The sequence below is a fragment of the Pseudomonas lutea genome (genome assembly GCF_000759445.1).
GTDB classification, from domain to species: domain Bacteria; phylum Pseudomonadota; class Gammaproteobacteria; order Pseudomonadales; family Pseudomonadaceae; genus Aquipseudomonas; species Aquipseudomonas lutea.
The window spans coordinates 186,629-209,416 of record NZ_JRMB01000001.1; the positions used below are offsets into that span (position 1 = coordinate 186,629).

The 22,788-nt window shown below is 60.6% G+C and carries 23 protein-coding genes, 1 tRNA gene and 1 pseudogene; 9 read left to right on the top strand and 16 right to left on the bottom strand.

Going from position 1 to position 22,788, the window contains the following annotated elements:
• Nucleotides 1-27 precede the first annotated feature (27 nt).
• A complete protein-coding gene (locus LT42_RS00820) occupies nucleotides 28-750 on the top strand; it encodes an amidotransferase (RefSeq protein WP_037009098.1) in 723 nt (240 codons plus the stop codon).
• Between the two features lie 82 nt (nucleotides 751-832).
• Here LT42_RS00820 and LT42_RS00825 read toward each other — a convergent pair whose 3' ends face one another.
• The 8 genes from LT42_RS00825 to LT42_RS24960 form a co-directional block, all read right to left on the bottom strand.
• Nucleotides 833-1,804 (bottom strand): magnesium and cobalt transport protein CorA, encoded by a 972-nt coding sequence (locus LT42_RS00825; RefSeq protein WP_037009100.1) that lies wholly within the window; start codon nucleotides 1,802-1,804, stop codon nucleotides 833-835.
• Nucleotides 1,805-1,896: 92 nt separating this feature from the next.
• Entirely contained in the window at nucleotides 1,897-2,649 is a 753-nt protein-coding gene (locus LT42_RS00830) for a lysophospholipid acyltransferase family protein (RefSeq protein ID WP_052074946.1), read from the bottom strand.
• A gap of 148 nt (nucleotides 2,650-2,797) precedes the next feature.
• Nucleotides 2,798-3,487 (bottom strand): crotonase/enoyl-CoA hydratase family protein, encoded by a 690-nt coding sequence (locus LT42_RS00835; protein WP_037009102.1) that lies wholly within the window; start codon nucleotides 3,485-3,487, stop codon nucleotides 2,798-2,800.
• 133 nt (nucleotides 3,488-3,620) lie between these two features.
• Entirely contained in the window at nucleotides 3,621-3,914 is a 294-nt protein-coding gene (locus LT42_RS00840) for a DUF6388 family protein (protein ID WP_037009104.1), read from the bottom strand.
• A 192-nt stretch (nucleotides 3,915-4,106) separates the two neighbouring features.
• Complete coding sequence (locus tag LT42_RS00845) at nucleotides 4,107-5,609, bottom strand: purine-cytosine permease family protein (protein WP_037009108.1); 1,503 nt, start codon at nucleotides 5,607-5,609, stop codon at nucleotides 4,107-4,109.
• A gap of 180 nt (nucleotides 5,610-5,789) precedes the next feature.
• Entirely contained in the window at nucleotides 5,790-6,188 is a 399-nt protein-coding gene (locus LT42_RS00850; RefSeq protein WP_037009110.1) for a YybH family protein, read from the bottom strand.
• A 191-nt stretch (nucleotides 6,189-6,379) separates the two neighbouring features.
• Nucleotides 6,380-6,823, bottom strand: a complete 444-nt coding sequence (locus LT42_RS00855; RefSeq protein ID WP_052074947.1) for a DUF4124 domain-containing protein — start codon at nucleotides 6,821-6,823, stop codon at nucleotides 6,380-6,382.
• A 67-nt stretch (nucleotides 6,824-6,890) separates the two neighbouring features.
• On the bottom strand, nucleotides 6,891-7,385 hold the full coding sequence (locus LT42_RS24960; protein ID WP_037009112.1) for a helix-turn-helix domain-containing protein: 495 nt from the start codon (nucleotides 7,383-7,385) through the stop codon (nucleotides 6,891-6,893).
• Nucleotides 7,386-8,170: 785 nt separating this feature from the next.
• Here LT42_RS24960 and LT42_RS00865 point away from each other — a divergent pair.
• Entirely contained in the window at nucleotides 8,171-8,623 is a 453-nt protein-coding gene (locus LT42_RS00865; protein WP_037009114.1) for a hypothetical protein, read from the top strand.
• 130 nt (nucleotides 8,624-8,753) lie between these two features.
• On the opposite strand, the gene LT42_RS00870 is transcribed toward LT42_RS00865, so the two are convergent.
• Together LT42_RS00870 and LT42_RS00875 are read right to left on the bottom strand one after the other, a co-directional pair.
• Nucleotides 8,754-8,843 (bottom strand) — tRNA-Ser (locus LT42_RS00870).
• A 164-nt stretch (nucleotides 8,844-9,007) separates the two neighbouring features.
• Nucleotides 9,008-9,757, bottom strand: coding sequence for a 3-oxoacyl-ACP reductase family protein (locus LT42_RS00875; RefSeq protein ID WP_037009116.1), 750 nt, complete (start codon nucleotides 9,755-9,757; stop codon nucleotides 9,008-9,010).
• 119 nt (nucleotides 9,758-9,876) lie between these two features.
• Here LT42_RS00875 and LT42_RS00880 point away from each other — a divergent pair.
• Together LT42_RS00880 and LT42_RS00885 are read left to right on the top strand one after the other, a co-directional pair.
• A pseudogene (locus tag LT42_RS00880) lies at nucleotides 9,877-10,800 on the top strand (LysR family transcriptional regulator).
• Between the two features lie 46 nt (nucleotides 10,801-10,846).
• Nucleotides 10,847-11,407 carry a cysteine hydrolase family protein gene (locus LT42_RS00885; RefSeq protein ID WP_037009117.1) on the top strand — a complete coding sequence of 187 codons (561 nt, stop codon included), beginning with the start codon at nucleotides 10,847-10,849 and terminating at the stop codon, nucleotides 11,405-11,407.
• 24 nt (nucleotides 11,408-11,431) lie between these two features.
• Here the strand turns inward: LT42_RS00885 and LT42_RS00890 are convergent, their stop codons facing one another.
• Nucleotides 11,432-12,877, bottom strand: a complete 1,446-nt coding sequence (locus tag LT42_RS00890) for a SulP family inorganic anion transporter (protein ID WP_037009119.1) — start codon at nucleotides 12,875-12,877, stop codon at nucleotides 11,432-11,434.
• Between the two features lie 190 nt (nucleotides 12,878-13,067).
• Between LT42_RS00890 and LT42_RS00895 the strand changes: the two genes are divergently transcribed.
• The gene (locus LT42_RS00895; protein ID WP_037009121.1) at nucleotides 13,068-14,276 is read left to right on the top strand and encodes an MFS transporter; all 1,209 of its coding nucleotides are present in this window, start codon (nucleotides 13,068-13,070) and stop codon (nucleotides 14,274-14,276) included.
• An 8-nt stretch (nucleotides 14,277-14,284) separates the two neighbouring features.
• The gene (zapE, locus tag LT42_RS00900; RefSeq protein WP_037009123.1) at nucleotides 14,285-15,406 is read left to right on the top strand and encodes a cell division protein ZapE; all 1,122 of its coding nucleotides are present in this window, start codon (nucleotides 14,285-14,287) and stop codon (nucleotides 15,404-15,406) included.
• A gap of 103 nt (nucleotides 15,407-15,509) precedes the next feature.
• On the opposite strand, the gene rarD is transcribed toward zapE, so the two are convergent.
• A complete protein-coding gene (rarD, locus tag LT42_RS00905) occupies nucleotides 15,510-16,394 on the bottom strand; it encodes an EamA family transporter RarD (protein ID WP_037009125.1) in 885 nt (294 codons plus the stop codon).
• A gap of 282 nt (nucleotides 16,395-16,676) precedes the next feature.
• Here rarD and LT42_RS00910 point away from each other — a divergent pair, with 282 nt between their 5' ends.
• A complete protein-coding gene (locus tag LT42_RS00910) occupies nucleotides 16,677-17,318 on the top strand; it encodes an HD domain-containing protein (protein WP_037009127.1) in 642 nt (213 codons plus the stop codon).
• 737 nt (nucleotides 17,319-18,055) lie between these two features.
• Entirely contained in the window at nucleotides 18,056-19,207 is a 1,152-nt protein-coding gene (locus LT42_RS00915) for an MFS transporter (protein WP_037009128.1), read from the top strand.
• Between the two features lie 123 nt (nucleotides 19,208-19,330).
• Here LT42_RS00915 and LT42_RS00920 read toward each other — a convergent pair whose 3' ends face one another.
• A complete protein-coding gene (locus LT42_RS00920; RefSeq protein ID WP_037009129.1) occupies nucleotides 19,331-19,768 on the bottom strand; it encodes a carboxymuconolactone decarboxylase family protein in 438 nt (145 codons plus the stop codon).
• Nucleotides 19,769-19,889: 121 nt separating this feature from the next.
• On the bottom strand, nucleotides 19,890-20,375 hold the full coding sequence (locus tag LT42_RS00925; protein ID WP_037012710.1) for a multidrug/biocide efflux PACE transporter: 486 nt from the start codon (nucleotides 20,373-20,375) through the stop codon (nucleotides 19,890-19,892).
• A 118-nt stretch (nucleotides 20,376-20,493) separates the two neighbouring features.
• Here LT42_RS00925 and LT42_RS00930 point away from each other — a divergent pair, with 118 nt between their 5' ends.
• On the top strand, nucleotides 20,494-21,381 hold the full coding sequence (locus tag LT42_RS00930; protein WP_037012715.1) for a LysR family transcriptional regulator: 888 nt from the start codon (nucleotides 20,494-20,496) through the stop codon (nucleotides 21,379-21,381).
• Nucleotides 21,382-21,575: 194 nt separating this feature from the next.
• Here LT42_RS00930 and LT42_RS00935 read toward each other — a convergent pair whose 3' ends face one another.
• Nucleotides 21,576-22,532, bottom strand: coding sequence for a LysR family transcriptional regulator (locus LT42_RS00935; protein ID WP_037009130.1), 957 nt, complete (start codon nucleotides 22,530-22,532; stop codon nucleotides 21,576-21,578).
• On the bottom strand, nucleotides 22,486-22,752 hold the full coding sequence (locus LT42_RS25880) for a hypothetical protein (RefSeq protein WP_160176703.1): 267 nt from the start codon (nucleotides 22,750-22,752) through the stop codon (nucleotides 22,486-22,488). Before LT42_RS25880 ends, LT42_RS00935 begins: the two co-directional genes overlap by 47 nt.
• Nucleotides 22,753-22,788 lie beyond the last annotated feature (36 nt).

Consider the following 22,788-nt stretch of genomic DNA (forward strand, 5'->3'; position numbering starts at 1 on the left):
TTTGCCTTTTCCGCTTCAGGGATTTATATGTCGTTACGCATCTGCATTCTGGAAACCGACGTCCTTCGCCCGGAACTGGTTGATCAGTACCAGGGTTATGGGCGGATGTTCGAAAGGCTTTTCGCACGTCAGCCGATTCCTGCCGAATTCGTCGTCTACAACGTCATGCAAGGCGACTATCCGCCTGATGAAGAGCAGTTCGACGCCTACCTGATCACCGGGTCCAAGGCTGATTCCTTCGGCACTGACCCATGGATCGAAACCCTGAAAACCTATTTGCTCGAACGCTACAAACGTGGCGACAAGCTGCTGGGCGTGTGCTTTGGCCATCAGTTGCTGGCGCTGCTGCTGGGTGGCAAGACCGAGCGGGCCACGCAAGGCTGGGGTGTGGGCATCCATCACTACAACCTGGCGCCGACCGAGCCCTGGATGACGCCTGCGGTGGATAAGCTCACGCTGCTGATCAGCCATCAGGATCAGGTCACGGCGCTGCCTGAAGGCGCGACAGTCATCGCTTCCAGCGACTTCTGTCCGCTCGCGGCGTATTACATCGGCGATCAGGTGCTGTGCTTTCAGGGGCACCCGGAATTCATCCACGACTATTCCCGGACGCTGCTCGACATCCGCCAGGACGCGTTGGGTGAGCAGGTCTATGGCAAAGGTATCGCAAGCCTGGAGGAAGACCACCACGGCACGGCCGTTGCGGAATGGATGATGAGGTTCGTCGCCAACAAGCGTCCAGCAGTCTGATGCGCAACCCGGCGCTCGCGGGCGCCGGACGTGCCCGGTTTACGCCAGGCGGTAAGCAGCGAGGCGGTTTGCAGCCAGGCTCTTATAGCCAACCGGAGCGCTTGAAGCTCGCGAACAAAATCCCGCATCCGCCCACGATCACGCCCAGCACCACGTAGTAACCGTAATGCCAGGTCAGCTCGGGCATGTTCTGGAAATTCATTCCGTAAATGCCGGCGATCGCTGTCGGGAACGCCAGTATCGCCGCCCATGCTGCGAATTTGCGTTGGGTAAGGCTTTGCCGGGATGACTCTAGCAGCAGGCTGATCTCAATGGTCTGGCTGGCAATGTCGCGCAGGTTGGCAAGGTCTTCCATCTGCCGTTTGACATGAATCTCAACGTCACGGAAGTACGGCCGCATGTTCTTGTCGATGAAGGGGAAACTCAGCTTTTGCAGTTCTTCACCGATCTCGACCATGGGCGCCACGTAGCGGCGCAGGCGCAGCAGGTCCCGGCGCAGGGCGTGGATGCGATGGATGTAGGATTCGTTGAGGTCTTTGCGCAGCACATTGTGCTCCAGCTCTTCGAGCTCGCAGTGGATCGACTCGGTGACCGGCTGGTAGTTCTCGGTGACGAAGTCCAGCAGCGCGTAGAGCACGAAGTCCTCACCGTGCTCCAGCAGCAACGGCCTCGCCTCACAGCGTTGGCGCACCAGCCCGTAGGATTTGGAGTCGCCGTTGCGTGAGGTGATGATGTAACCCTTGCCGGCGAAGATATGGGTTTCGATGAAAATCAGCTTGCCGTTTTCGCGGATCGGCGCGTAGGTCACGATAAACAGGGCGTCGCCGAAGGTCTCCAGCTTGGGTCGGCTGTGGACTTCCAGCGCATCTTCAATGGCCAGTTCGTGCAGGTTGAATTGGCGTTGCAGGGTCGTGAGTTCCTCCAGGCCGGGGTGCTCCAGGCCGATCCAGACGAAATGCCCCGGCTTGGCTGCCCAGGCTGCGCCTTCATCCAGAGAGATATTGGTGACTTTCTTTCCAGCGCTGTAGACGGCAGCGGCAACCACTCGACCCATGATGATCTGCTTCTTCTTTTAGGAAACTGACGCGCAGCTTAGCGCTCTCCCAGATCAGAGTCGGCGGTTATCAGCGAGTTCGCAGGTTTTTTTCAGCGTCGTTCAGCGTCTGTTTGGTCGGGCAGGGCATCGCCCAGTTGCGTGTCCATGCTGACAATGCAGGCCTGCATCTGCGCGTGGCACTGCGCGATGAGCTGGGGGATATCCTCGGCGGACAGGCCAGCGGTCGGGATGGCGGGCAGCGTGCGAATAATCACTTCGCCGCTGCGCCAGCGCTGTAAGTTCATGCTGCGCACATAGGTGCTGACGCATACCGGCACGATGGGCACGCCGGCCTCGATCGCCATCTGAAAGGCGCCGCGTTTGAAAGCGAGCAATCCATGGCCTTTGTTGCGGGTGCCTTCGGGGAAGACCCAGATAGAGGTGTCTTTATGCTGCAGGGTTTCGGTTGTCTGAAGAATGGAGCGACGCGCCCGCAACGGGTTGCCGCGATCGATCAGCACATTGCCCGCCAGCCAGAACAACTGGCCGAACAGCGGCACCCACTTGAGGCTCTTCTTGCCGATGCAGACCGTGCGGGGCGGCACGATGTTGCCGAGCACAAACAGGTCGTAGTTGGATTGATGATTGCAGACGATGACGCAAGGCCGCGCCCGTGCGAACTGCGGGCTGAGCTGCGCGTCAAGGCGCAGGCCGAGAATGCGCATGGCGGGGCGCGCGTACAGGCGGGCACACAGGCGGCTATTGTCCGGGTTGAAAGGTCGACACAAGCCGAGCAGCAGCCCGAGCACGCCCGCAGCGATAAAGTGCAGACCCATCAGCAACATACGCAGAACAAACAGCATGCAAAACCCACCCGGCAGGCGAAAAGCCGCGCAGTGTACGGGTGTGCACTGAAGTCGGCAATCGAACATGGCCCGGGCGGGGCAGAGGAATTTAACGGGATATTTCAGGACAACGCGCTGCGAGGTTCCAGCGCGATGCCGTGCCGGGTCAAAGGGGGATCTGGCGATCCAGTTCTATGGCGCGGTCGAGGGTTTCAAGCAGTTCCTTGCGCACTTTGAGCTTGGTCTGCTTGTGCGCGCGCATGTTGATCTTCTTCAGTTGCAGCGCCACGGTGCGCGCTGCTTCGGTGAGTTCGTCAGGCGCGACCACCTTGTCCAGGAAGCCGGCTTGCAGCGCACCTTTGGGGTCGAACATTTCGCCGCAAATCACCGAGCGGCCGAACGCACTTTTGCGCAGGCGGTCACGGGCCAGTTCGATACCGGCGTGGTGCATGGTCATGCCGATCTGCACTTCGTTGAGGCCGATACTGAACGGGCCGTCAACGCCGATTCGGTAGTCCGCAGACAACAGCAGAAATGCGCCTTTGGCCACCGCATGACCGCCACACGCGACGACGATAGGGAAGGGGAAAGACAGCATGCGCCGCGCGAGCGTAGAGCCCTCGGCCACCAGGCCCATCGCCGCTTCGGCGGATGAGGTCATGATTTTTAGATCGTAGCCGCCCGAGAGGATCCCCGGCTGGCCGGTGATGATGACCACGGCGCGGTCTTGCTCGGCGCGGTCAAGGGCGGCGTTGAACGCAGCGACCACATCATTGCTGATGGCGTTGACCTTGCCGTTGGCCAAGGTCAGCGTCGCAACGCCGTCGTCCAGCTGATAGGCGACCAAGTCACTCATGGAGCACGTCCTTTGTTGTTTTGAAGTGGCGCAGACGTTACTCACCCGGCGGTGCGAGGTAAAGCACAAAGGATGACCGGGGAGTCAGAGGGTGCGGGTCACCCAGCCTGGCGACCCGAGGGAGAGGGAGGGGCTAAACTTCGACTTCGTTGAGCTCGCAGTATTCTTCCCAGTCCATGTCCAGCGCTTCGGCGGCTTCCTTGTGTGCGGCCAGACGCAGCTCCTTGAGCTGCTCCGGGGTTTCGGCGATGAACGTCAATGCCAGTTCCCAGGTCGGGATGCCCAGGCTTTCCGCTTCATCCTCAAAGGCCCAGAGCGTTTGCTGTTGCTGCTCTTTGGGGCTCAAGTCCTGGATTTCAGCCTGCAACATCGGATTGGTCACGATGTACTTCGCCAAGGCAGCTTCGGTCCAGTCGTTTGCGTTCATGCGGGGGTGATCTCCTGTGGGTCGAGCTGACGTATTGCAGTGAATGGAAATTGAGGTGAGCCCGGATTGTGCGGGATGTCATTCGCCCGCGCCAGTCACCGATGGCCCGTCGGTCGGGGTGGCATGGATCACACGGCGCTCGATGAAAAGCGCCTGCTTCAAAGCAGGCCCCTGTTCAAGAGCGTCGGAAAATCAGTCGATCGCCATGGGTTTCTTCACATTGCGGTGCGCATTGTCGCCCAACAGCGGATGCGGCCCGTGCGCGCCATATACGCCAACCGGTTCCGGGAACGTGCGCAGCAGCGTGATGTAGAGCAGTGCTGCAAGGCCCAGGGTAATCGGCAGGCTGATGTCGATACCTCCGGCCAGGTTACCCAGCGGACCGACGAACTGCCCCGGCAAGTTGACGAAGCACAGACCCACCGCCGCGCTGGGGATCCACGCACCCAGGCCGCGCCAGTTCCAGCCGTGCTCGAACCAGTAATGACCGCCGCTTTGCCCCCGAGTGAACACCTGCAAGTCCGCCGGGTGATAAAAGCCACGCCGAACGATGAGGCCCAGCACCATGATGATGATCCACGGCGAGGTGCAGGTCACGATCAACACCGCGAAGGTCGACACGCTCTGCACCAGATTGAAGGCGAACCGACCGATGAAGATAAAGGCAATCGCGGCGATGCCAATCAGGATCGTGGCCTGGGCACGACTGAGCAGGCGCGGAAACATGCTCGACATGTCCAGGCCTGTGCCATAGAGCGATGTTGTCCCGGTGGACATACCGCCGATGATCGCGATCAGGCACACCGGCAGGAAGAACCAGCCGGGCGACACGGCGAGCAGTCCGCCGACATAGTTGTTGTCTGCAATGTATTGCGGCGCCTGGGTGGCGACGATGGTGGCCGTGCACAGCCCGAACAGGAATGGAATCAGCGTGCACAGCTGCGCCAGAAACACCGACGCCATAATGCGTTTCTTCGACGTCTGCCGCGGGATATAGCGCGACCAGTCGCCGAGAAACGCGCCGAAGGACACCGGGTTGCTCATGGCCAGCAACGCAGCGCCGATGAACGCTGCCCAGAAGCCTTCGCTGCCGTTATTCAGCGTGCCGGCGAAGCCTGCGTCAAAGCTGCCGCTGAAGGCGAATATCCCTAGGAGGAACAAGAGGCTTGAGGCGAACACGGCGATCTTGTTGACCCACAGCATGAAGCGAAAACCGTAGATGCACACCACCAGTACCAGCACCGCGAAAACGCCATACGCCAGGCCCAGGGTCAGGTCATTCTCCGGCAGACCGGTCATGCGCTTCGCTCCGCCGATCAGGGCATCCCCGGAACTCCACACCGACAGAGAGAAGAACGCAACCGCCGTGAGCAGTGACAGGAACGAGCCAACGATGCGACCGTGAACGCCGAAGTGGGCACCGGACGAAACGGCGTTGTTGGTGCCGTTGAGGGCGCCGAACAGGCCCATCGGCGCAAGGATGATCGACCCGAGCACGACGCCCAGCAGAATCGCCCAGACGCCCGCCTGAAACGACAGGCCGAACAACACCGGGAAACTGCCCAGCACGGCAGTGGCGAAAGTGTTGGCCCCGCCGAACGTCAGACGGAAGAGGTCAAGTGGCGAGGCATCGCGCTCGGCATCGGGGATTTGCTCGACGCCGAAACTTTCAATTCGGTTGGCGGGGTGGGTCATGGGAGGTTCCTGCGCGCTGTCGTGTTGTTATAAGGCCGGCGGCGAGCGCTGGCCCGTTCTCTCGATCGTTTAACGATCGTGGCATTGGCAGTGGTCGCCATCGCGACCATCAATCATTGAAAGTGCTGCGTAGTGAGTGCGACGGCCTCTGCGGGCCATTCGCCGGAATGGAGTAACGGGCTAGCCCGACTGTACGGAGAGATGCTCGTGACAGGCCAGCCAGCGATCACCGTACTGCCTGAAGACGATGGTTTCGCGCTCGCTCGAATGAGTGTCTTCATGGCCGAAGCGCACGTGCGTGTCGACGTCGTGCATGAAAATCGCCAGCTCGCCCTGAAGGCTGATGTGCGCGTTGCGTGACGCGCAACTCAGTACGGCAAAACCGTCGGCTTGCCAGCCAGCCCACACCTCCCGATAGGCGGCGCGCGACAACAGAGGGGCCGGCAGCGTGTGAAAAAGGAAGGTGGCGTCTTCAGTGAATGCGTCGAAATAGGCATCCGTATCGTTGCTGGCAAACGCCTCAATCAGCGTGCGTGCCGCGCGTGAAACTGCGTCGTGGCGGGGGTCGTCGGAAGTCATGGCCGTCTCGTTTTTGTGATTCTGGCGATGGGGCCTGACTTTAAGCAGCTCGCCCTGGGCATCACATCCGCAGCCGTAAAAACTTAGTTCAGAAAATTGACAAGTATTTGAAGCGGCAAGCGCTTAGCCGCAAGCCGCAAGCCGCAAGCCACGAGCCACGAGCGTTGATTGTGGGAGAGGGGGCAGAGGGGTCAGTTACCTGCGGATTTGATCAGGCCATTTTTCGTGGGCTGTCGCACGCGACCACCGGAGGGATCGAAGCAGGCGCTGTCGTAGCGGGGCGCGATGCAGGTTGAGGGGGCGGCCGGGGGAGGCGGGCGGATGCTCTGAAGGCGATCGGCAATTTCCCGTTCGTTGGTGATCACCAACTTGCGGCGTCGGCTGATCTGCAGGATCTCGGTGGCGTTCTTGTTCAGGCGGTACGGAAAGTCAGATTCTTCCCATTCGCTGGAGATGCGCGCCGGTCCCGGTCGTTGCAGGGTGGATTCACCGACGTACGTTGGGCATGGGCTGAACGCAAAACGGGTCGTGCCGTCGGCTGCGACACACTTGAAGACTTCGCCGTTGGCAGCATTCGCGGTGAGCAGAACGGACAACGCCAGTCCAGCGTTGAAGAGCGTAGAGAATTGAATCATCGAGACCTCCGTGGATGGCGCAAGGCTACCATCCCGGAGGCGTAATGTCAGGATTTGGGAATTAGGGTCAGTGCGTCTCGTGTGCCGCTCGTTGCACCTTGGCCAGTGCCAACGCTGCGAACATGTCGGCGTCGCCTTGCAGCACTTTCAGGTGATCTTCCACGTGGTCGGTGCTGGAGCGGGGCTCCTCGGAATCCACCAGTCGGGTGACTTCGCACAAGGCATTAGCCGTAATCCACAGACTCTGACGCAGTTGGCTGATGATTTTCACCATGCTTTCCGAACTGTCCAGGTCTTCGTCGCTGTCCAGGCTCTGGCTGTCCTGCGCTGCCGGGAACACCGGAATCTCTTTGCGGGCCGTCGCTTCCACGCCGGTGACAACACGGGTGATGTCGACCCCGGCCGCGGCGATTCGGAACAGATAATCCGCCCTGGGCAAACGCTGCCCGCTTTCATAATGCCCCTGGGCATTGGCCTCGACGCCACCGATGGCGCCCAGCGCGCTTTGGGTCAGCTTCAGCCGTTTTCTCTCTTGTCTCAAACGCTTACCGATACCATTCATCAACCTTCTCCTGCGAATTCGCACCCTGCTCGTTGTGAAAGCGGGTGCGCAATGGGGGCCGGAACACGGGCTGTTTTCTCGTATGCAAAGCGAGCCACATGTGGGTGTTGGAACAATTCAAGCTCATACGATGAGTAGACAGTAACTGCTCATGCACTCAAATGGCGATTTTTCCGACGCTTTGCGTGGAAAAATTCAACATCACGGGTGGCTTTGGCCGTTTAGAGCGTCAGACCTGGCACTCGTCAGGGCTGGGAAGCGCGCAAGGCGTCAAAATGCTGAGCCTGCGCATTCCGTCAGCGGCCCTGCATGGAGAATGCACAGGGGTGCAGCACCTCCGCTTGCGGGTGTCGGGTGAGGAAGTGCCAAGGCATCATCAGAGGGAGCCCAAGCTCACATTGTTCCGAGGTGCTGGCTCGAAGTCCGGCAGCATGTTGAAACGCGGATATATCTGCATGCCGTTAATCAGTGCCGCTTTAAACAACTTGTGTACTACTTGTTTATTGCAGCTTTCGTAATCAACTAAATTTCTGTCAATGTTCCTCACCTTTTTCCGAAAGTGGCGATGGCGACTTCACGTATTTTGATATGTGTGTTTTATTCGGTTCAGGTTATGAGTGCGAGCTTTGAGCCTGGAGCAGAGACATTCTGGGTGGATAACCGATTGAACAGCCACACTAGCGCAAACACCCAAAGCGCGGATAAAGACTGGGGAGCCTGGTATTGGAGACCACCTTTCGGGGACGATCCCAAGGATCAATACTGGATCATGCAGGGTATAGAATATGCAAAATCAAAAGGCTATTAACAGCGGTCGCATTTACAAGTACCTTTTTTGGATGCTTGGAAGTGCGGTGCTTATCTACTACTTGCTTGTGCATGTTCTGAGTGGAATGGCGGACGCAGATGACCTTGTATTGAAACAAAAGCTAAACGGCGGTGCGTGGATGTACATCACTCATTATGGCGCGCCTGCCACTGACCTGGACACTTTAAGGTTTTACCTGACTGACCCGATCATGGGTTCTGATGAAGAAATTCTTCAGGCGCTTAATGACCGCAACTCATTCCTGATCACGGACAGCGCCCTGGAGGACGTAGTGGTCAGCGATACGCTCAACGGCGTGGGTATTACAGTGAAGGGGGTGGTATATCGCTATTTCAGCAAGCAATACACCAAGGCCGATGGTCTCACATCGTACAGGGTGAGCCTGGACCAAAAGGATGAGCGGGAGTGAGCGGCTATGCCGGGAAGGGAGCGCACGTTGCTGATCCAGGCCAGTCGGATAGCCAACCTCGTACTGGAAATGTAAGGGCCTCATAAACAAAAATCCCCGCAGCTGACAGCCTGCGGGGATTTTTTAAATGTGGCGGTGAAGGAGAGATTCGAACTCTCGATACAATTTCTTGTATACACACTTTCCAGGCGTGCTCCTTAAGCCACTCGGACACTTCACCGTGTCTCGTCAGACGTTCAGTCTGTCGAGGCGCGCTAATGTAGTCGAAAGCTTTCCCGAAGGCAAAACTTTTTTTCAGAATTTTCATGCGCTTAAGCCAGAAGCGCAAAGCCCCGGATGCTCATCGAGGTCCGAGGCTTGCCCTTTATGGCCACCGCGCAGGGATCAGGCGCCGAAGCCGCCGTCGATGGTCAGGCTGGCGCCGGTTACGTATCCGGCTTCCGGCCCGGCGAGGTAGGCGACCATGGCGGCGATCTCCTCGGATTTGCCATAGCGCGGGACGGCCATCAGGTTCATCAGTGAGTCAGCGAAGTCGCTATCGGCCGGGTTCATGTCGGTGTCCACCGGGCCTGGCTGTACATTGTTAATGGTGATGCCGCGCGGGCCGAGGTCGCGGGCCAGGCCTTTGGTCAGGCCGACCAGCGCCGATTTGCTCATGGCGTAGACGCCGCCGCCTGCAAAGGGCATGCGGTCTGCGTTGGTGCTGCCGATGTTGATGATGCGACCGCCTTCTTTCATGTGCCGCGCTGCCGCCTGACTGGCGATGAACACGCTGCGTACGTTGATGGCCAAGGTTCGGTCGAAGTCTTCGAGGGTGAATTCGTCGAGCGGGGCAATCGCCAGCACGCCGGCGTTGTTGACGAGGATGTCGAGTCCGCCGAACGCCTCGACTGTCCTGTCGACAGCGCTGGTTATCTCTTCAGCGTTGGCGCTGTCAGCTTTGATTGCGAGGGCTTTACCGCCCGCTGCCGTGACGCTGTCCTGCAACTCCTGGGCTTTTGCTTGAGAGCTGACGTAAGTAAAGGCAACCGCTGCGCCTTGTGCCACCAGACGTTTTACGATGGCGGCGCCAATGCCGCGGGAGCCGCCTTGTACCAGTGCTGTTTTGCCGATCAGATTAGTGGGGTGAGTCATGTTGCTCTCCGTTAACGGTAGGGCTTGAGTGGATGGGCATGAGTATCTGCCGGGCATTACCGCCGCGGTAGCCGGTATTCACGATAGTCTGTGTAAACCAAAAGTTGTGAGTGGGTGCGATGGATAACTTCAGCAGCATCGAGTGCTTCGTGCGCAGCGCCGAGGTCGGCAGCTTTGCCGAGGCGGCGCGGCGCTTGAGCCTGACCCCCGCCGCGGTAGGCAAAAGTGTCGCGAAGCTGGAGGCAAAGCTTGGCGTACGATTGTTTCAGCGCAGCACCCGCAAATTGACGCTGACCGAGGCGGGCGCGCGCTTCCTCAACGAGGTCAGCGCCAGCCTGAACACCATCCAGAACGCCGTCGCCAACCTGGCCAGCGCCGAAGGCTCTCCCGCCGGCACCCTGAAAGTCAGCGTCGGCACCCTGTTTGGCTGCCTGTACGTGGTGCCTCTGCTGGCCGAATTCCTCCGCCGTTATCCGGCCATCATCCCTGACTGGCATTTCGATAACCGTCAGGTGGACTTGATCGGGCAGGGCTTCGACGCGGCCATCGGCGGTGGCTTCGAACTCCCGCAAGGCGTGGTCGCCCGCAAGCTGGCGCCTGCTCACCGTGTGCTGGTGGCATCGCCGGAATGGCTACAGGCCAACACAGATATCGAGCACCCAGATGATTTGCACGATTGCGACGGAATCCTGATCCGTTCGCCGCAGACCGGGCGGATTCGTTCCTGGCCCTTGAGTCATCGCAGCCAGACACAGAGCCCGTTGCGCATGAAAGTGCGCATGACTCTCAGCGATTCCTAGGCAGCGTGTCGGGCTGCCGGGCAGGGGCTGGGCGTTGCGTTGGTGAGCATGCCGTTTGCGCTGCCGTATCTGCGCAGCGGCGCACTTCAGCGAGTGCTTCCGGAGTGGTATGTCGAGGACGGCAACATCTCCATCTATTACAGTGGGCACGCCCTGTTGCCGGGCAAGACCCGCGCCTTCGTCGACTTCATGATTGAACAGTTCGCCGAGCAAAACTGGGCGCAGCATTTCAGCGCTGTGTAACCCGACAGCCCCCGTTGGGCATCCTGATAAGGCAAAAGGAATAACGATGCATATCCACCCCAAGGCCGCGCTGGTCCTTATCGACATGCAGCAGGGCATCAATCACCCCAAGCTGGGACGGCGCAACAATCCGGACGCCGAGCGACAGATGCTCGCGTTGTTGAGCGCCTGGCGTGACAGCGCGCGGACGGTCATCCACGTCCGGCATTTCTCCCGCTCTCCCGACTCGGTGTTCTGGCCGCAGCAATCGGGCGTCGAGTTTCAACCGGCGTTTGCGCCGTGGGACGGTGAGGGCGAGCTGCACAAACAGGTGCCCGATGCGTTCTGCCATTCGGCGCTGGAAGGTTGGCTGCGTGCGGACGGAATCAATCAGGTGGTGATTGTTGGCGTCGTCACCAACAACTCGGTGGAGTCGACCGCGCGCACCGGCGGCAATCTGGGCTTTGAGGTCATCGTGCCTCACGATGCCTGCTACACCTTCGACGGCGCGGACTTTTTCGGCCAGCCGCGCAGCGCCGAGGACATCCATGCCATGTCGCTGGCGAACCTGCACGGCGAATATGCGCAGGTGGTGGCAACCGAGGACCTGCTGAGCGCCCTCCGTTAAAGCCTGTCGCTAGCAGCCAGTCGCTTAGGCGTGCTGGACGCCTGCGCGTTTGAGCAGCTTCTTGCAGCGTTCCGACAGATGCACCACGCGCAGATGCTTGCCGGCTTTCTGATAGCGCTCGCGCAGGGTTTTCAGCGCAGCGATTGCCGAATAGTCGACGAAGATCAGGTGGCGGCAGTCCAGGGTGACGTGCTGCGGGTCGTTCAGGTGATCGAACTGATCGAGAAACGGCGTCGTTGAAGCGAAGAACAGCGTGCCATGCAGGTGGTACATCTTGCTGCCATCGGGCTCGACGTGGCTGTCCGCATAAAGCTCGCGGGCCTGCTGCCAGGCGAAGTTGAGGGCGGCGATGAGGATGCCGAACAGAACAGCAGTCGCCAGGTCAGTGAGCACGGTGACGATGGTCACCGCGATGATCGCAAAGACATCGTTCAACGGGACTTTGCGCAGCACCCGCAGCGATGCCCAGGCGAAGGTCTGCTGCGCCACCACGAACATCACGCCGACCAGCGCCGCCAGCGGAATGCGCTCGATCAGCGGCGACAGGAACAATACGAACATCAGAATCATCACACCGGCGACGATCCCCGACAGACGACCACGGCCACCGGAGCTGAGGTTGATAACGGTCTGTCCGATCATGGCGCAGCCGCCCATGCCGCCGCACAGGCCCGAGGCGATGTTGGCCACGCCCAAGGCCACGCATTCGCGGTCGGGGTAGCCACGGCTCTCGGTGATTTCGTCGGTGAGGTTCAGCGTCAGCAGGGTTTCCAGCAGACCGACCAGTGCCATCAGAATGGCGTAGGGCGCAATGACCCGCAGGGTGTCGAGGTTCCACGGCACGTCCGGCAGTGACAGGCCGGGCAAGCCACCCGCGATGTGCGCCATGTCACCGAGGGTGCGCGTCGGCAGGTCGAAGAGGTAAACCAGCAGGCCAACGCCGAGAATCGCAACCAGCGCTGGCGGCACTGAACGGGTCAGACGCGGCAGCAGATACACCACCGCCATGGTCATGGCCACCAGGCCGATCATCAGATAGAGCGGCGTGCCGCTGAGCCAGGATTCCCCGCTTTTGAAATGCTCCAGTTGCGCCATCGCGATGACGATGGCCAGGCCGTTGACGAAACCGAGCATGACCGGGTAGGGCACCATCCGCACCAGTTTGCCCAGGCGCAGCAAGCCGAAGGCGATCATCACCAGCCCGCCCAGTAGAATTGTCGCCAGCAGGTATTGCACGCCGTGTTGCACCACCAGCGCCACGATGACCACGGCCATCGAACCTGCCGCCCCCGAGACCATGCCGGGACGCCCGCCGAACAGGGCGGTCAGCGTGCAAATGATGAAGGCGCCGTACAGGCCCATCAGCGGATTGAGGTGCGCCACCAGGGCAAAAGCGATGCACTCGGGCACCAGGGCGAAAGAGGTGGTAAGGCCGGCGAGGACGTCGGCACGAAGACGGGCGGGTTTCATGAAATACCTGACGTGCAATGCGCAAAAGGGGGCGATGTTACGGAATGTGAACGCGCACGGCCAGCCGCTTGAGCCTCGACATGGCACCGCGATGGATCGTGCAGGTGTCCAGTCAACCCCGATTGTGTAACCATGTTTGACCCGAAAATACGGCCGACTTGCCCGGCCTGTCATAAAGGATTGGACACGGATGCTCGCTGCGCTCAAGCACTACCCAGCTTCAGTCAATCTCCTGCTTTCGTCGTCGCTTTTTCTGACGCTGGGAAGGGCCATTACGCTGCCCTATCTGGTGATCTACCTGTCCTCCAACTTCGTCCTGAGCATGAGCGACATCGGGATGATCGTCGGCGGTGCGCTGATCGTCGGTTCGTTGCTGAGCCTGTATGGCGGTTATCTCACCGACAAACTGTCCAGTTATCGCCTGATTCTGAGCTTCACCGGGTTCTTTGTGGCCGGCTTTATCGGCATGTGCGTGACCAGCAAACTCTGGCTGTTCTTTCTGTTTCTGGTGTCGTTCAATTTCGCGTACGCGGTGGTTGATATCGTGGTCAAGGCCGCCTTCGGCAAGCTGCTGCCGGTGAGCGAGCAAAGCAAGGTGTTCTCGGTGCGCTACACGCTGATCAATATTGGCTATGCGGTCGGGCCCTTCATTGGCGCCGGCCTGGCGCACTGGAACATGAAGCTGCCGTTCGTCATGTCCGCGCTGCTGGGACTCGGTTTCTTCCTTGTCTACGCGCTTTACGGTGACCGCAAGCTGAGTTCGGCGGACCCGGCCAATGGGCCGATTTCCTTCATCGCGGTGGGGCGCATTCTGCTCAAGGATCATCGCCTGGTCTGCTTTACCATCGGCGGTGTGCTCAGCGCCGTGGTGTTCGGTCAGTTCACGGCCTACCTGTCGCAATACCTGGTCACCACCCGCACGCCGGAATTCACTTATCAAGTGATCAGCTCAGTCGTCGCCGTCAATGCTGCCGTGGTGATTTGCCTGCAATACGTGGTCGGCAAGCGCATCAGCCATCAGTACCTCAACCAATGGCTGACCGCAGGGTTCAGCCTGTTCCTGATGGGCGTGGTGGGGTTTGCGATGTCGACCACGGTGCTGCACTGGTCGCTGGCTGTCGCGGTGTTCACCCTTGGCGAAATCATCGTGTTTCCGGCCGAATACATGTTCATCGACCGGATTGCGCCGACGCATTTGCGCGGTATGTATTACGGGGCGCAGAACCTGTCCAACCTCGGCGGCGCTCTGGGGCCGGTGCTGTGCGGGTTTGCCCTGGCGAGCCAGTCGGCACATTTCATGTTTTACATGCTGGCGGCGTTCATCATCGCCGGCGGCTGTTTTTATCTGTTGGGCGCTTCGTATTCCAGACGCCATGATCAAAACTCCTCTGTGCAGTGAAGCGTTAAATGACTGTTCTTTCTCCTCTTGATGCCTGGCAACACGCCGTCGACACGCAGGGTTTTCAGCCGGACGAGGCGCAGCGCAATGCGGCGCTGCACCTTCAAGCCTGCTGGCAGGCGTTGCACGACGGCAAGCGGGGCGGCGCCGTTAAAGGCGTGTACCTGTGGGGCCCGGTCGGGCGCGGAAAGACCTGGCTCATGGACCGTTTTTACGAGAGCGTGCAAGTGCCTGCTCGTCGCCAGCATTTTCATCACTTCATGCGCTGGGTGCATCAGCGTCTGTTCCAGCTCACTGGCGTGGCCAAACCGCTGCAGATCCTGGCCCGGGAGCTGGCGCAGGACGTGCGCGTGCTGTGCTTCGACGAGTTGTTCGTCAATGACATCGGCGATGCGGTGATTCTCGGCGGGCTGCTGCGTGCGATGTTTGAGGAGGGCGTGGTGCTGGTCTGCACCTCCAACCAATTGCCCGAACAGCTTTATGCCACCGGTCATAACCGCGAGCGTTTCGTGCCCGCGATCACAGCGATCAACCACTTCATGGACGTCGTCTCGGTGGACGGCGGTGAAGACCATCGGCTGCATCCCGGTCAGGCGCAGCAGCGTTACTGGGTCAAATCCGAGGCGGGCCCAAGTGCGCTGGTCGAGGTGTTCGAGACGTTGAGCAGCGGTGAATCCGTGTCAATTCAACCCGTGCCACTGGGGCGGCGGCATGTGCCAGTGGTGCGCAGCAGTCGCACGGTGGTCTGGTGCCGCTATGCCGAGCTGTGCGAGCAACCGCTGGCGGCGATGGATTTCATCGAGCTGTGTGACCGCTACAAGGCTGTGCTGTTGAGTGACGTTCCGGCGCTGAGCGCTCCCCAGCGCGAGGGGCGCATTGCCCGAGGCACCGAGGATGGTGTCGAACAGGTGACCGCGGGCGACCGTGAACTGCCGCAGCTATCGCCTTATGACGATGGCGTGCGGCGTTTCATCGCGCTGGTCGACGAATGCTATGACCGCAAGGTGCCGCTGTACATCGAGGCGGCATTGCCGATGACCGAGCTGTATACCGAGGGCTATCTGGCGTTCGCCTTCCGGCGCACGTTGAGCCGGTTGCAGGAGATGCAACTGGCACGCTTCGGACGCTGACAGAAGATGCGGAGTCAACCGACGATCCCGTGGGAGCGAGCTCGCTCCCGAAGGCTGACATTCGGCAGACGCGCTGTGGTACTGGGCACTTGTCGATAGCCACTCACACGCTGTTGCGGCGTCGCTGCGCCAGTACGTGCTTTGCGCCTTCGCCGACCAGCACCATCACCGCCAGCCAGATCGGCAGGTAGGTGAGCCATTCATCACGGCTGATGGATTCACCCAGCAGCAGGGCGACGCCGACCAGCAGCACCGGCTCGACGTAGCTCAGCAAACCGAACACGCTGAAGGCCAACAGGCGGCTGGCGCGAATGTAGCTGACCAGTGCAGACGCGCTGATCGCCCCCAGCACGGGAATCAGCACATAGAAGCGTGGGAATTGTTCGACCACCGACGGATTGCCCTGGCAGATGAACAGCACCGCCACGGGCAGGATCAGCAACATGTCCCACCACAAGCCACCAAGGTTATCGGTCTTGAGTTTGCGCCGCAGTATGAAATACAGCGGATAACCCAGGCACACAAGCAGGGTTTCCCAGGAAAAGCTGCCCAGCCGCAGCAGCTCATTGCCGACGCCGACCAGCGCACAGCAGGCAGCAATCTTCTGCAAGCGTGACAAATGCTCGCCATACACCAGGCGGCCGGTAAGGATCATGGTCAGCGGCAGCAGAAAATAGCCGAGCGAGACCTCCAGGCTGCGACCGTGCAGCGGCGCCCACATGAACAGCCACAACTGCGCGCCCATCAGCGCCGCCGACAACGCCATCGCGGCCAGCAGCGCGGGGGTCTGGCGCACTCGCACGGCCAGCGCGCGGGCGAGTTTCCAGTCTCCGCTGGAGAGCATGAACAGCGTCACGCAGGGCAGGGTCAGCAGCATGCGCCAACCGAAGATTTCCTCACCGCTCAATGGCTTCAGCAGTGAGGTGTAGTAGTACATGACCGCGAACAGGCAGGAGGCCATGACCGATAACGCAACACCCTTGTACACAGGGGCTCCTTGTTTTTCGATGAATCAGAATCAGGTGCAGGATTGCTTATGACGGTGGCTCTGGCGGCACACTTGAAGGACACGCAGTCGCAAAAAACGAGCAGAGTTTATCCGAGCGGCCGTGGGAGGTCCGCAGCAATCTGGTAAACCCCAGATGGGCTGGCAGTAAACGATGCACGTTTGGCAGAGAACGAGACCGCGTGCCGATTGAGCCGATCTGCACGCACGCCCAGACTTCTTCTCAACGCGCCATACCGGCGCGGCTGCTGGAGAAACACCCCCATGACCCAATCGATCGCCGGTATCACCCTTCCTGACAGCGCGATGGCGCGCGCGACCACCGAATACATTCGCGATCAGGAGGGCGACCTGCTGTTCAACCATTCACGGCGGGTGTTTCTGTGGGGCGCGCTGACGGGTGAGCGCAAGGGCCTCAAGTACGACGCCGAGCAGCTTTATGTCGGTGCGATGTTTCATGACCTTGGTCTGGTGGAGCAGCATCGCAGTGCGGACCTGCGTTTCGAGGTGGATTCGGCCAACGCCGCGCGGGCGTTCATGCAGCCGTTCGGGTTGTCTGAGGGGGATATGGAGCAGGTCTGGTTGTCGATCGCGTTGCACACGACGCCGGGTGTCCCCGAGCACTTGCGGCCGAACGTTGCGCTGGTAACGGCGGGCGTCGAGATGGACGTGCTGGGCATCAACTACGCGCAGTTCAGCGAGGAGCAGCGTGAGGTAGTGACCCATGCGCACCCGCGCGGCGAGGACTTCAAAGCGTGCATTTTGTGCGCGTTTGCCGATGGCTTTCGGCATAAGCCTGATACGACGTTTGGTACGGTGAACGCGGATGTATTGGTGGATGAAGATCCTGGGTTCAAGCCGATGAATTTCGTGCAGATCATTCGGCAGTCGGCTTGGAGGGCGTGACCAGATCAAAGTCCTTGAGATCAAGGGCTTCGGCCTAACGGCCTCGGGTTTCGCCTTCGGCGAGTTACTTTTAAAAAGCACTAAAAGTAACCAAAAGTGCCTGCTCCTGGTTTGGCCCCTCCTTCGTCGGGGTTCCTTCACTCCGCTCTCGCTCCGTGGGCCCGCCGCCATCCGCCATCCATGGCGGGGGGCGGCTCTCACGGCATCCATGCCGCTCGGCCCACTCCACGAGACCTGCGTTCAGCCTGCACCCAAGTCGCGATTGGCGGTGACTGGGATTTTTGCGTACGGAGATCAAAAGCGCTCTTAAAGCAGATCAACTGCTTCCCGGCTGAAGCCAGTCCCACTAAAGCATCGTGTCCATTCAGTGGGGGCTGTGTTTGGGGTTAATTGAAGGAACGCGCCATGCCTTTGTGGGACCGGCTTTAGCCGGGAAGGCGTCGAGCGACGCGCCGCAGAATGATGGGGGTACGCACAAGCCTCTTCCCGACTGACGCCGGTCCCACTGAAGTAATCGATCGTTCCCCACGCCCCGCGTGGTCATGCATCCGTCGACACTCCGCGTCGGTGTGTCCCTGACCGGTTGAGGCGTTCTTGAGGCGGGTCCCTTCAACATCCCTTCTTCGGCATTGTTTCAAGCTTTGTTAGGCTGGTCCCTATTTCGAGGGGGACTCATTTGTTTACATCGCTTCACCGTAAATGAATCTGTCCCCGTCCAGGCATTCAAGGGAGCGGCAATGACCTCCATCAGCACCGCAGCGCCTGTTGTACCGGGGCGGCTGGAGCAGTTTTCCACACGTATCGCTTTTTTTGTTACCGGGTTCAGCATGTCCGCATGGGCGCCGCTGGTGCCTTATGCAAAAAGCCGGCTAGGGCTGGACGACGCTGGCCTCGGCCTGTTGCTGCTGTGCCTGGGCATCGGCTCGATTGTTTCGATGCCGTTGGCCGGCGCCATGACCGTGCGCTATGGCTGTCGGCGCCTGATCCTGCTGACGGGCACCATCGCCTGCCTGTGTCTGCCTCTGCTGGCGACACTGACCTCCGTGCCGTTGATGGTGCTCACACTCTTCGTTTATGGCGGGAGCATGGGCGCGCTGGGTTGCATCACCAATATCCAGGCCATCATCGTCGAACGGGCGAGCGGCAAGACCATGATGTCCGGTTTTCATGGTCTCTTCAGTTGTGGCGGGATTGTGGGCGCGGCAGGTGTTTCGGCTCTGCTCAGCGTCGGTGTTTTCCCCTGGCTGGCGATGGGCGTAGTGGCGTTTTTCATTGCGATTGCGCTGTACAAGGCGGCGCCGCATTTGCTGCCCTATGGGGGCGAAGCGGGAGGTCCGGCGTTTGCGATTCCCCGTGGCGTGGTGCTGTTCCTCGGCCTGATGTGCTTCACGGTGTTCCTCACTGAAGGCGCGATGCTCGACTGGAGCGCCGTGTTCCTCAGCGCGCAGCGCGGGGTCGAGCCGTCCTACGCAGGGTTCGGTTACGCGGTGTTCGCGTTGGCCATGGCGATCGGACGCCTGTGCGGCGATCCTATCGTCAGGCGTTTGGGGGTGCACAAAATCATCCTGTTCGGAGGCTTGTGCGCGGCGGCCGGCATGACCGTCGCCACGTTGATTCCGGTATGGCAGGCCGCGCTGTGCGGTTACGCGCTGGTGGGCATTGGCTGTTCCAATATCGTGCCGGTGTTCTACAGCGCGGTCGGGCGGCAGAAAACCATGCCGGAGAACGTCGCGGTGCCGGCGATCACCACCCTGGGGTACGCCGGCATTTTGATGGGGCCTGCCGGCATTGGTTTCGTCGCCCACCTGAGCAGCCTCGGTGCGGCGTTCATGGTGATCGCCGTCATGCTGCTGGGTGTGGCAATCAGTGGCCGGTTCTTGCGGGTGTGATGCCTGGCACCGGATCGATGCATCTTTTAAAGGTGCGTCCGTCAATGGGGGCGCGGCGACAGCGACGCCTGTGGGCGAGCAGGCTCATACAGCGCCGTCCTGTCGCCCGGACCGCGCTGAGTATCAGCCTGGCATCATCGCAAAGCCCACACCGAAGCGGTTCCAGGCATTGATGGTCGCCGCGGCCAATGTGATGTTGACCACTTCGGCCTCGCTGTAATGCTCCAGCAGCGCTTCGTATTGATGCTGCGGCGCGCGATGCACGGGCAGCAGGGTCAGGCTTTCAACCCAGGCGAGCACGACTTTTTCCTTCTCGGTGAAGAACTCGGTCTCTTCCCAGACGCTGAGCGTCTGCAGCCTGGCCTCGGTCTCACCGGCCTTGCGCGCATCATTGGCGTGCATGTTGACGCAATAGGCGCAGCCATTCAGCTGCGAAGCCCGCAGGCGAATCAGCTCCAGCAATGAGTGGTCCAGCCCGGATTTACTCAGCACGACTTCGAGGCCGGCCATGGCTTTGTAGACTTCCGGAGATTTCTGCGCCCAGGCAATTCGTGTGTTCATGGCAAAGGGTCTCTTCGTAGGGGTCAGCGACTGTCGCTTCACGTGGCGAGACTTTACGCTTGGGCCGCGATGCGCCGAATAGCCAATAAAGAGGGTTTCCGGGAGTCCAATTACGCCGCGGTCAATCAACCATACAGGGGCGAGAACGGGCGAGCAGGCGCTCGCGAAGACGGTCGTAGGCGAGGTTGAACAGCATCGTGTACGGCAGAAACAGCAGCAGCAGGCCAATGTCCAGCACAAAGGCTTCGAGCAGGCTGATCGACAGCCACCAGGCCACCATCGGCACCACCATAAACACCAGACCCACTTCAAAGCTGATGGCGTGCAAGGCTCGAACTTTCAGGCTCATGGCGAAGCCAACGCGGGCCCGCAGGCGATCGAACAGCGCATTGAAAACCATGTTCCAGAGCATCGCCACTGTGGAAATCATCACCGTCATCGCGCCCATCTTGCCGATCGATTGCCCCAGCACCCAGGCCAGCCCGGGGGCGAACATCAATACGCCAATCAGCTCGAACAGCAGCGCATGCAGCGCGCGCTCCTTGAGGGACTTGGGCGCAACGACCGGTTTGGCGACCGGCTTCGATGACAGAGTGTGCAGGGGCATGTGGGCAATCGCTTTACGAGGGCAGGCGTGCATTGTCAGGTAGCCATGGGCTAGAGTGAAGATCGGTCCCATCGGAAAAACCGATGGCGGCGCTATGTGCTGTTCAGAGGTGTCCACTGTGAGCTATTCCCCCGAAGCCCTCGAAGCGTTCGCCCAGACCATCGCGCTGGGTTCGTTCAGCGCCGCCGCCCGGCGTCTGGGCAAAAGCCAGTCGACCATCAGCGAGGCCATTTCACGGCTGGAAATTGATCTCGGCGTCGAACTGTTTGATCGATCGACCCGCCATCCGGCGCTGACCGAAGCGGGCAGGGCGCTGGAAGGGCGCATCGAGGATGTGCTCGCCGCCTCCGATACGCTGCGTCGCGCGGCGGGCCGTCTGGTTGAAGGGATGGAACCGCGCCTGACACTGGTGCTGTCCGACGCCAATCAGTTCGCCGAATTCCAGGCCCGCATGACCGAGCTTGATCAACGCTTTCCGGAGCTGGAACTGGAGTGCGTGTTTGCCGAGCATGGCGACGCGATCAACTTGATCCAGACGGGACGCGCGTCCCTGGGCTTGCTGTCCGCCCAGGCTTCCTACCCGCCGGAAGTGGGCTACGCGACCATTGTCGAGCGCGCCGACTTTGGCATCTTCGTTTCCCACAGCCACCCGTTGGCCGCCGAAACGGCTGTTGATTACCGCCACCTGGCGCAGCATCGGGCGTTGCGCCTGAACACCATCGTCGATGAAAGCGTGCCCACCGACGACCTGCCCAGTGGGGCGCGACGCAGCTGGTCAGCGCCCAACTACTTGCTGTTGATGGACATGGCGATCTTTGGATTCGGCTGGTCGGCGCTGCCGCGCTGGCTGGTCAGCACCTGCGGTCAGGGTCGGTTGAGGGAACTCAAGGTGCCGGGCTGGCCGCGCAGCTCGGCGGTCGACGTGATCTGGTCCCGGCAAAAGAGCCTCGGCCCGGCAGGGACGTGGTTGCTGGACACGCTGCTGGAGGGGCGAGGCGGGTATTAATCCAGGCGGTCTAAATGCACTGTTTTTGCCCGTCGGCCCGTCTGATCGCGCCCTCAGAGGCCCCGCATCCCCTTGTAGGAGGCGCTTGCCCGCGATGCGTCAGACCAGACCGCACAGGTGTGTCAGGCCGATCGTTTTCGCGGGCAAGGTGGAGCGCCACCCCCGGGTCGGTCCCACAGGATCTGCGTCTGCCATCAGTGCGGTAAAGCGGGCGAATCCAATCCCTCCAGCCCAACCCCTGGCAGCACAAACCCCTCTGGCATCTCCTCGGCGAAGGCGTTCACCACCTCGCGGGTCAGGCCGACGATGTCTTCTACCAGTTCCATGCCGGCGCCGGTGCGCCAGCTGGCGACGATGTCCATCACGGGCGGCAGCGGCACGTTTTCGATCAGGGTCAACACGCCTTGGGCCAACTCCCCGTGCACCAGCGTGACCGGCAGTGCGCCGATGCCGAAACCGTCGCGCACCAGCCGGGTGATGGCCGATGCCGAGTTTACGCAGTTGATGCGCGGCGTGACGATGTGGGCGCTGTGCAACATGTTGAGGATGTCCTGATGCGGCCGCGAGTTGCGCGAGAAAGTGACGATGCGCGCCTCGGCAATTTCTTCAAGGGTGACGTCGGGCCGGTCGAATGCCGATCCGGCCGGCACCACCCAGCGCAGGGGGTAGCGCGCTAGCACCGCATTGCGCGCGCTGTCGAAGCGCAGCACATCGGTCTGAAAGATGATGTCCTGATAACCCTTCTCCAGCTGCGAGCAAAGATTACTGGCGGTCTCGGCGGTCAGCTCGATTTCCAGATTCGGGTAACACTTCATCAGGCGTGTTACCAACGGGCTGAGCCAGGTGTGTATGACCGTATCCATGGCGCCGATACGAATGCGGCCACGCACCTGGTTCGGGTCTTTGATGGCCGCTTTCATGCTTTGCAGGGTGTCCATGATGTGCTCGGCATATTCCAGCACGCGCAGGCCTTCGGTGGTCAGCGACACGCCCCTGGAATCTCGAACGAACAGCCGCACGCCCATTTCATCTTCCAGCGCGGCGATACGGCTGGAAATGGACGCCTGGGTGCTGAACAGTTTTTCCGCCGTGAGGCGAAAGCTCTTAAGCCGCGCGACCCAGACGAAGGTTTCCAGAAACTTGAGGTTCACCAAAAAACTCCTTGAACAATGGAGGCCCGGAGACGTGCAGCACGCTCGTGGAATCGACGCGCGAGGCTGTCACCGCCGGAATAATCTGCAGACGCGGCAGCAGGTTGCATGCCACCCGGGCAACAGAAAAATTTATCGGGCATAGCGGTTTTTTCCCGTTGGACGTCGCGGCGCTGACTGCGGTGCCATGGGCCGGCGGCGCGATGACTACGCTGAGCATGGGCGCTGCCGTCGGCTCGTTTCGCCAATCCGTTTC